At 70.0% G+C, this 7,732-nt stretch carries 6 protein-coding genes and 1 pseudogene; 3 read left to right on the top strand and 4 right to left on the bottom strand.

Features of this window, described 5'->3' with window-relative positions; all coding sequences use genetic code 11:
- Nucleotides 1-390: pseudogene (locus ACFVH5_RS42990) on the top strand (UDP-glucose 4-epimerase GalE); the annotation flags it as partial.
- A 91-nt stretch (nucleotides 391-481) separates the two neighbouring features.
- Here ACFVH5_RS42990 and ACFVH5_RS42985 read toward each other — a convergent pair.
- Together ACFVH5_RS42985 and ACFVH5_RS42980 are read right to left on the bottom strand one after the other, a co-directional pair.
- Complete coding sequence (locus ACFVH5_RS42985; RefSeq protein ID WP_055517933.1) at nucleotides 482-703, bottom strand: hypothetical protein; 222 nt, start codon at nucleotides 701-703, stop codon at nucleotides 482-484.
- 152 nt (nucleotides 704-855) lie between these two features.
- Nucleotides 856-1,527, bottom strand: a complete 672-nt coding sequence (locus ACFVH5_RS42980) for a TetR/AcrR family transcriptional regulator (protein ID WP_385839130.1) — start codon at nucleotides 1,525-1,527, stop codon at nucleotides 856-858.
- A 201-nt stretch (nucleotides 1,528-1,728) separates the two neighbouring features.
- Between ACFVH5_RS42980 and ACFVH5_RS42975 the strand changes: the two genes are divergently transcribed.
- On the top strand, nucleotides 1,729-2,655 hold the full coding sequence (locus ACFVH5_RS42975) for an ABC transporter permease (RefSeq protein ID WP_385839129.1): 927 nt from the start codon (nucleotides 1,729-1,731) through the stop codon (nucleotides 2,653-2,655).
- Nucleotides 2,648-3,460, top strand: coding sequence for an ABC transporter ATP-binding protein (locus tag ACFVH5_RS42970; RefSeq protein WP_385839127.1), 813 nt, complete (start codon nucleotides 2,648-2,650; stop codon nucleotides 3,458-3,460). Before ACFVH5_RS42975 ends, ACFVH5_RS42970 begins: the two co-directional genes overlap by 8 nt.
- Nucleotides 3,461-3,597: 137 nt before the next feature.
- Here ACFVH5_RS42970 and ACFVH5_RS42965 read toward each other — a convergent pair whose 3' ends face one another.
- The gene (locus tag ACFVH5_RS42965; protein ID WP_385839126.1) at nucleotides 3,598-4,737 is read right to left on the bottom strand and encodes a glycosyltransferase; all 1,140 of its coding nucleotides are present in this window, start codon (nucleotides 4,735-4,737) and stop codon (nucleotides 3,598-3,600) included.
- A complete protein-coding gene (locus tag ACFVH5_RS42960; protein WP_385839125.1) occupies nucleotides 4,734-7,610 on the bottom strand; it encodes a CDP-glycerol glycerophosphotransferase family protein in 2,877 nt (958 codons plus the stop codon). Before ACFVH5_RS42960 ends, ACFVH5_RS42965 begins: the two co-directional genes overlap by 4 nt.
- Nucleotides 7,611-7,732 lie beyond the last annotated feature (122 nt).

Here is a 7,732-nt window from a genome sequence, read left to right as displayed (position 1 = left end):
GGCGAGCCGCCGCGTATCTTCGGCTACGAATACGCCACTCCGGAGGGCACCTGCGTGCGCGACTAAAGCCACGTCGGCCATCTGGCGGAGCCCCATGTGGCGGCGCCCCGGCGCCGGCCCGCGGCGCCCGGCACCGATCTGACCCTCGACATCGGCCGCGGCGAGGGAGTCTCGGTCCGACGCATGATCGACCGCATCAACGAGCTCACCGGCCGCACGCTCGCGCCCACGGTGACACCGCGCCGGCCCGGCGACCCGGCGCGGGTCGTCGCCTCCGCCGAACGCGTCGCCGCGGAACTCGGCTGGAAGGCGAAGTACGGCCTCGACGACATGATCACGTCGGCCTGGGAGGGCTGGCTGCGGCTCCACCCGCAGGCACGACGGAACTAGGAACCGCCGCACGGCTCCGCGGCTCCGAAACGCACTCGCCGCGGGCCGGAGGTAGTCCTGGGCCGCGGCGAGGGTGCTCTGACGGGATCCGTCAGAGCTTGTCCATACGGGTGTAGGGGCTGACGATACGGGCCTGGCGGGAGCCGAAGTCGACGAGCATCGCGATGCCCTCCTCGACGCCGACAATCCTGCCCAGGCCGAACTGGTCGTGCGTCACACGGTCACCGAGGGCGAAGTGCTTGGCGACCGGGACAACCGGAGCTTTGAAGGGACTGGTGGACAGGTGGCGCCGGGGCGCGGATGGCTTCGTCATCGTGTTTCCAGTATGCGCCCCCGGAGGGCCCGAGAGTGAGGCGTGGATGACAACGATCCGGTCGCTGCGGGGGTCGGACGCCCCCTGAGAGGTGCCCGGAGCAGGGCGGCAGCCGCCGCCGAACCGCAGGTGGAACGGCCGTCTCCGGTCCTCTACAGCGCCTTGAGAGCCGCCGCCGTGGCCCGGGTCAAGCTCTCCAGATATCCCTTCGGCGGCTTTGGGCCACGGATCACCACCGCGCGCCAGTACAGCGGTCCCGACATCAGGTCGAGAGCCAGTTCGCCGTCGACGTCCGCCCGGATCTCACCGCGTTCCCGGGCCGCCTCGACGATGCCGTTCGCGACGCCCGCCTGCCCCTCGCGCAGCGCCTTCTGCAGGGCCTCCGCGATCTCCGGGTTGCGGGCCGCCTCGGCCTGAAGGTCCGGGATGACCTGCGAGGCGACAGGGTGACGCAGGGCGCGTGAGGTGACCTCGTACAGCAGGCGCAGATCGCCCTCCAGGGTGCCCGTGTCGGGCGCGGGCAGCCCCTGCACGGCGATCGCGGAGACCAGGTCGAGCACCAGGTGCAGCTTGGAGCGCCACCGGCGGTAGACGGCGGTCTTGCCGACGCCCGCGCGGCGCGCGATCCCCTCGATGGACATGCGCGCGTATCCGACGGCCGCGAGCTCCCCGAAGACGGCGGCCCTGATCGCCTCCGTGACGTCCTCCCGGAGCACCGCCGCCCCGGCGGGGGCCCTGCGGCGCGGCTTCGACTCGGACTCCGGCCCCGTCTCCGGCCGCTGGGGGCTCCGGGCTGCTCCGTCGGCGTCGGCGTTCGTCGTCATACGGCCCAGCATAGAGGCGTGACGACGAAACGGTTGCGTTCCGACGTCGGATCGGCCTACGCTCACGTGACGACGATACGGTCCCGTCCCGACGTAAAGCCGTCCCCAATCGCAGCTCAACCGCAGGTAAAGAGCCCTCCTGGGGCTTCCCGTACCTCCCTTCCTCCCTCTCCGCCCCTCCCCCGAGTGAAAGCAGCGGATGTGAGTCAGGTCCTCGACACACCGTCCTCGGCGACCCCGGCGCCGGCCCCGTACGACGACGACCCCGCGGCACTCGCCGCCCGCCACGGCCTCACCGTCAGCGGCGCACGGCCCACCCTGTCCGCGTACGTCCGCCAGTTGTGGGCGCGCCGGCACTTCATCACCGCGTTCGCCACGGCCAAGCTCACCGCCCAGTACAGCCAGGCGAAGCTCGGCCAGGTCTGGCAGGTGGCCACCCCCCTGCTGAACGCGGCGGTCTACTACTTCATCTTCGGCGTCCTGATGGGCACGAGCCGGGGCGTGCCGGACTACGTTCCGTTCCTGGTCACGGGCGTGTTCGTGTGGACGTTCACGCAGAGCTCGATCATGGCGGGCACCCGGGCGATCTCCGGCAGCCTCGGCCTCGTCCGCGCCCTGCACTTCCCGCGGGCGGCGCTCCCGGTGTCGTACGCGCTGCAGCAGCTTCAGCAGCTGCTGTTCTCGATGGCCGCGCTGGTCGTGATCCTGCTCTGCTTCGGTGTGCCCGTCGGCGTGTCCTGGCTGCTGGCCGTGCCGACGCTGGCACTTCAGTTCGTGTTCAACGCGGGCGTGGCGATGATCGTGGCCCGGCTGGGCGCCCGGACACCGGACATCGCGCAGCTGATGCCGTTCCTGCTGCGGACCTGGATGTACGTCTCCGGTGTCATGTGGAGCATCGACCGGGTGCTCAGCGGCCACCCGGACATGCCGCGCGCCGTACTGCTCGCCCTCCAGTGCAACCCGGCCGCCGTCTACATCGACCTCATGCGGTTCGCGCTGATCGACTCGTTCCACGCGAGCCAGCTGCCCCACCACGTGTGGGCACTCGCGGTCGGCTGGGCCCTGCTCGCCGGCGTCGGCGGGTTCATCTACTTCTGGAAGGCTGAGGAGACGTACGGCCGTGGCTGAACAGAGCGCAGTGACCGACGGAGTCGGTCCGATCCCCACCGTCGTCGCCGACCGCGTCGACATCGTCTACCGCGTCAACGGCACCGGGGTGGGCCGGGGCAGTGCCACCGCCGCGCTCAACCGCATCCTGCGCGGGAAGAAGGCCGAGCAGGCGTCGGGCGTACGCAAGGTGCACGCCGTCAGGTCCGTGTCCTTCACCGCGTACCGGGGTGAGGCGATCGGCCTGATCGGCACGAACGGTTCGGGCAAGTCCACCCTGCTCAAGGCCGTCGCCGGCCTGCTGCCCGTCGAACACGGCCGCATCTACACGGACGGCCAGCCCTCCCTGCTCGGCGTCAACGCCGCGCTGATGAACGACCTCACCGGCGAACGCAACGTCTACCTCGGCGGGCTCGCGATGGGCATGTCCCGGGAGCAGGTGCGCGAGCGCTACCAGGAGATCGTCGACTTCTCGGGAATCAACGAGAAGGGCGACTTCATCACCCTGCCGATGCGGACGTACTCCTCCGGGATGGCGGCGCGGCTGCGGTTCTCCATCGCCGCGGCCAAGGACCACGACGTACTGATGATCGACGAGGCCCTCGCGACGGGGGACCGCTCCTTCCAGAAGCGCTCCGAAGCCCGGATCCGTGAGCTGCGGAAGAGCGCGGGCACGGTCTTCCTGGTGAGCCACAACAACAAGTCGATCCGGGACACGTGCGACCGGGTGCTGTGGCTGGAGCGGGGGGAACTCCGGCTGGACGGCCCCACGGAGGAAGTCCTCAAGGAGTACGAGAAGTTCACGGGGGGTGGGGGGAAGGGGTAGTTCTGTTGTGTGGTCAGGTGCGGGTCCGTGGGGGCTGGTCGCGCCGTTCCCCGCGCCCCTACTGCCTGGGGGCGCGGGGAACTGCGCGGGTGACCCCCACCGGCCCGCAGCCGACGCACAACCGGAATCAGCCGGCCTCACCGTTCAAGAAACGCGAACAACCCCTCCCACCTGCTCACGATCTCGGTCGTCGTATAACGCTGGATATGGGCGCGGGCGCGATCACCCATGCCGTCCCGCAGCTCCTTGTCGGACATGAGCGCGTCCAGGCGTCGCGCCAGTTCCCCGGTATTGCCGAGGCCGGCGAGGAGCCCGTCCTCACCGTCGTGGACGATCTCCCGCACACCCGGCGCACAGTCGAACGCCGCACACGGCACCCCCATCGCCATCGCCTCCATCAGCGCGAGCGGAAACCCCTCGCCCCGGGAGGACAGCGCGAAAACGGAACCGCCCCGCAGCGCCCCCGGCACATCACCCGTACGCCCCATCCAGTCCACGGAGCCGTCGAGCCCGAGAGCCGTGCACTGCTTCTTCAGGATCTCCTCGTCCTCGCCCGAGCCGTAGATCCGCAGCCGCCAGTCGGGGTGGCGCGGCGCGACCTCCGCCCAGGTGTCGAGGAGCATGTCGATGCCCTTCTGGTCGTGCAGCCGCCCGATGCTGACGACCACGTTCCCGGTACGCGGCGACGGCACCTCCGGCATGAACGGCAGCGGATTCGGCATGTACGAGGCGTTGTTCATGCCCTGCCCGATCCACAGGTCGGCGTCCTCGCGGGTCAGCGCCAGCATGCGGTCGACGTCCCGGTAGTGCCTGCGCACCCGGTGGAAGCGTGAGGACGCCTTGGAGTACGCGTACGACTCGTGGCTCATCCCGATCACGGTCAGGCCGTGCGTGTCGGCCCGGGCGACCCACTCCATGGCCCACACCTGCGTGACGATCACGACCGCGCCGGGCCGCGCCGCCCGGAAGAGGGCGGTGAGTTTCACGGCCTCCTCGCGCATGCTCGCCTCGCGCGCGCGGCCGGGCCGCGGCGGCTGCCCGGCGTACAGGGTCGTCGTCGGGTACGGGAGCCCGCCGAGTTCCTGGGGCACCTCGGACGGTGTGATGCCGACGACGTGGACGCGATGGCCGCGCCCGGTGAACAGCCGGGCCATCTGGTGCGACCAGCTGGTCACCCCGCCCAGTTCGTCGACGCTGTTGGAGACGAAGAAGACGTCCCGGCGCGGATCCGCGCGATCCGCGGTCGCGGGGATGCCCTGGTCGGTCCCGGCGGTCATGCGCGCCTCCACGGGGCGAAGAACTGGTCGACGATGCTGCGCGCGGCGGTACCGGTGTCGTACTCGCCGAACTCCGCGACGAACCCCTCCCGTGCCTCCCGGTACTTGACCACCTGCTCGTCGAGGGAGGCGAGGGCCACGTACAGCTCCTCCTCGGTGCGCACGACGGGGCCAGGCGCCCGTTCGAGGAGGTCGAAGTAGGTACCGCGGCCCTCGTGCACGTACTCCTCGTAGTCGTAGGCGTAGAAGAACAGCGGCCGGCCGAGGAGCGCGTAGTCGAACATCACGGACGAGTAGTCGGTGATCAGGCCGTCGGCGAGCGCGAGCAGCGGCGTCACGTCGTGGCGGGCCGACACGTCGACGACGCGCCCGCGCACGGACGGCGGGAGCACGACGTGGTTGAGGTAGTGCGAGCGCACCAGCAGGACGTACCGGTCGCCGAACTCGTCGGCGAACCGCTCCACGTCGAAGGGCAGCTCGAACCGCCGCTGTTTGCCGCCGTGCTGCCGGAAGGTGGGCGCGTACAGCAGGACGGCCTTGTCGTCGGGGATCCCCAGCTCGGCGGCGAGCGGCCCGCGCGCCCGCACACCGGTCTCCTCCTCGCGCCTCCGGGCCGCCACGAGCGCGTCGTTGCGGGGATAGCCCACGCGCAGCAGCGTGCGCTCCTTGAGGCGGAACGCGCGGGCGAGGGTGCGTACGTCGTGCTCGGAGCGGATCAGGAACCGGTCGAAGCGGTCGAGGACGCGCTGCTGCTCCTCCTGAGCGCCCCGGTTCCTGAGCTTCCACTCGGCCTCGTCGAAGCCCATCCGCTTGAGCGCCGACCCGTGCCAGGTCTGGATGTACGTGGTCCGCGGCCTCTTGGTGAGCTTCAGCGGGTAGCTCTGGTTGTCGACCCAGAACTCCGCCCGCGCCAGCGCCTTCAGATAGGGCAGCGACCAGCGGCGTACGAGCGTGGCGTCGGGCGGGAAGCCCTCGGGGCGGCCGGCGTACGACCACACGGCGTCGAAGTCGAGATCCTGGCGCCGCATCTCCTCGTAGAGCGCCCTGGGGCTGTCGCTGTACTGCCGGCCCAGATGGCTCTCGAAGACGACCAGGCCCTTCTTCAGGGGCAGCCGGCTGAACACCTCGTGATAGACGCGGATCTTGGTGGCCCCCGAGGTGAGCTTCCGCCGCACCCTCTTCGCCTTGCGGTACCCGGACTTGGCAAGCCGGCCGGGCGTCCCCCGCACCCCTCGTCCGACGAGCGCGTCGACCTTCTCCCGGGTCGGGACCCGGAAGGCGAGGTGGCCGCGCGCGGAGACCTCGGGCTCGATGTGGTCGGCGACCAGCCGGGTGAGCCGCGGCCGGACGGGCGACCGGCCGACGGCCAGACCCGGTTCGGAGGCGGTGAGGCGGGTGGTGGTGCGTACGCCGTCGACGTCCAGACGCAGCCGTACGTCCCACACGGCGTCCACGACACCGAGGGGCCGCAGCCCGCGCGCGAGGTCGACCGACGCCTCCCAGGCGATGAACTCGCCCTCGTGCCGCAGCGTGCGGACGGGAAAGCGGAAGGTCTGGAAGCGCACGCCCTTGCGGCGGGCGCCGAACTCCAGCTCACCGGCGAGCCGGGCGCCGGCCGGGACGACACCGAGGGGATTGGTGATGCGCCCGGCGAGCCGGACGGTACCGGTGGCCTGCTCATACCCGGTCAGAACGTTGCGCAGGAACATCTTCTCGACGGGTTTGACGTGATAGCCGAGTGCGGTGACATCGAGAACGTGCCGAGCAAAGTCCTTCTCGCCCCCGTCACTGTCGTCGATGTGCTCGGCGCACCAGTAGACGCGGCCGTCGCGCTCGACGAGCAGCGAGGAGATCTTGTCGCGGTTGGTGAGGGTGTCCACGGCCGGCAGGAGGTTGTCCCAGTCGCTCTCGCGCAGCAGATAGGCGCAGATGGCGTGGATGGGCTCGACCTCGTCGAAGGCGGCCCGGTCGATGGAGTCCAGATAGCCGCGCGCGATGGCGGCGAACTCCTGTCGGTAGGAGGCGTCCCGGAACGGCAGGTCGCGCAGATGCAGCACCAGGTCGTGCTTGAGGAACTTGACGTCCTTGAAGAACTTCAGATCCGCCAGCCCCCGCTCGGCCAGCAGCCGGTCGACGCGTCGGTGGATCTCCATGCGGTGCGCGAAGTTGGCGATCTCGGCGCGGCGGTTGCTGATGGACTTGGCCGCGGCCTTGTCGACGACCCGCCAGTCGTAGACGCGGTTCGGAATGAGGGTGATCCTGCGGGCCGCCGCGTACGCCTGCGCGGAGAAGAGCAGGTCCTCGTAGTGAATACCGACGGGGAACTCAAGACCCTCCCTGACCAGGAACTCCCGGCGGTAACACTTGTTGGTGGACAACGTGTCGAAGACCAGCAGGTCGGGCAGCTCGGAGACCGACTCCAGGGTGCGGGTGCGGGTGTACAGCCAGGGGTACCACTTGACCTCCTTGCCGCCCCGCGAGTCGACGTGGACGCGTACGCACAGCCCGGAGACGAGATCGGCGCCGGTCGTCTCGGCCGCCTCCAGCATGTTCCGGCAGGCGTTGCGTTCGAGGACGTCGTCGCTGTCGAGGAAGAGGACGTACGTGCCGCGTGCCTCGGCGATCCCGCGGTTGCGGGGCGCGCCGCAGCCTCCGCTGTTCTCGTCCGGCCGGAAGGCGCGTACGCGTCCGGGGTGCCTCGCGGCCAGCCCGCGCGCGACCTCGTACGAACGGTCCGTGCTCCGGTCGTCGACGATCACGACCTCGACGTTGCGCAGCGTCTGCTCCACCACGGAGCGGACGGCTGTGTCCAGCCGGGCCTCGTCGTTGTAGACGATCACAACAACGGAGATATCAGGGCAATCCTCGTTCATCCTATTTACCCTAAGTGCCCCTTGAGATTCCCGTCATCGGGGCTAGGCCGGTAGGGGGTGCAGGACTGACTCGGGGGCGCTGCCCCCGAACCCCCGGTCCTCAAACGCCGGACGGGCTGAGA

Source organism: Streptomyces sp. NPDC127119, assembly GCF_042677425.1.
Lineage (GTDB): Bacteria > Actinomycetota > Actinomycetes > Streptomycetales > Streptomycetaceae > Streptomyces.
This window is presented reverse-complemented; position numbering and strand designations above follow the sequence as displayed.

What these genes read in the sequence shown, in the direction of transcription:
- ACFVH5_RS42985 (WP_055517933.1), bottom strand. Translation starts at nt 703, where the DNA reads ATGACGAAGCCATCCGCGCCCCGGCGCCACCTGTCCACCAGTCCCTTC.
- ACFVH5_RS42980 (WP_385839130.1), bottom strand. Translation starts at nt 1,527, where the DNA reads ATGACGACGAACGCCGACGCCGACGGAGCAGCCCGGAGCCCCCAGCGG.
- ACFVH5_RS42965 (WP_385839126.1), bottom strand. Translation starts at nt 4,737, where the DNA reads ATGACCGCCGGGACCGACCAGGGCATCCCCGCGACCGCGGATCGCGCG.
- ACFVH5_RS42960 (WP_385839125.1), bottom strand. Translation starts at nt 7,610, where the DNA reads ATGAACGAGGATTGCCCTGATATCTCCGTTGTTGTGATCGTCTACAAC.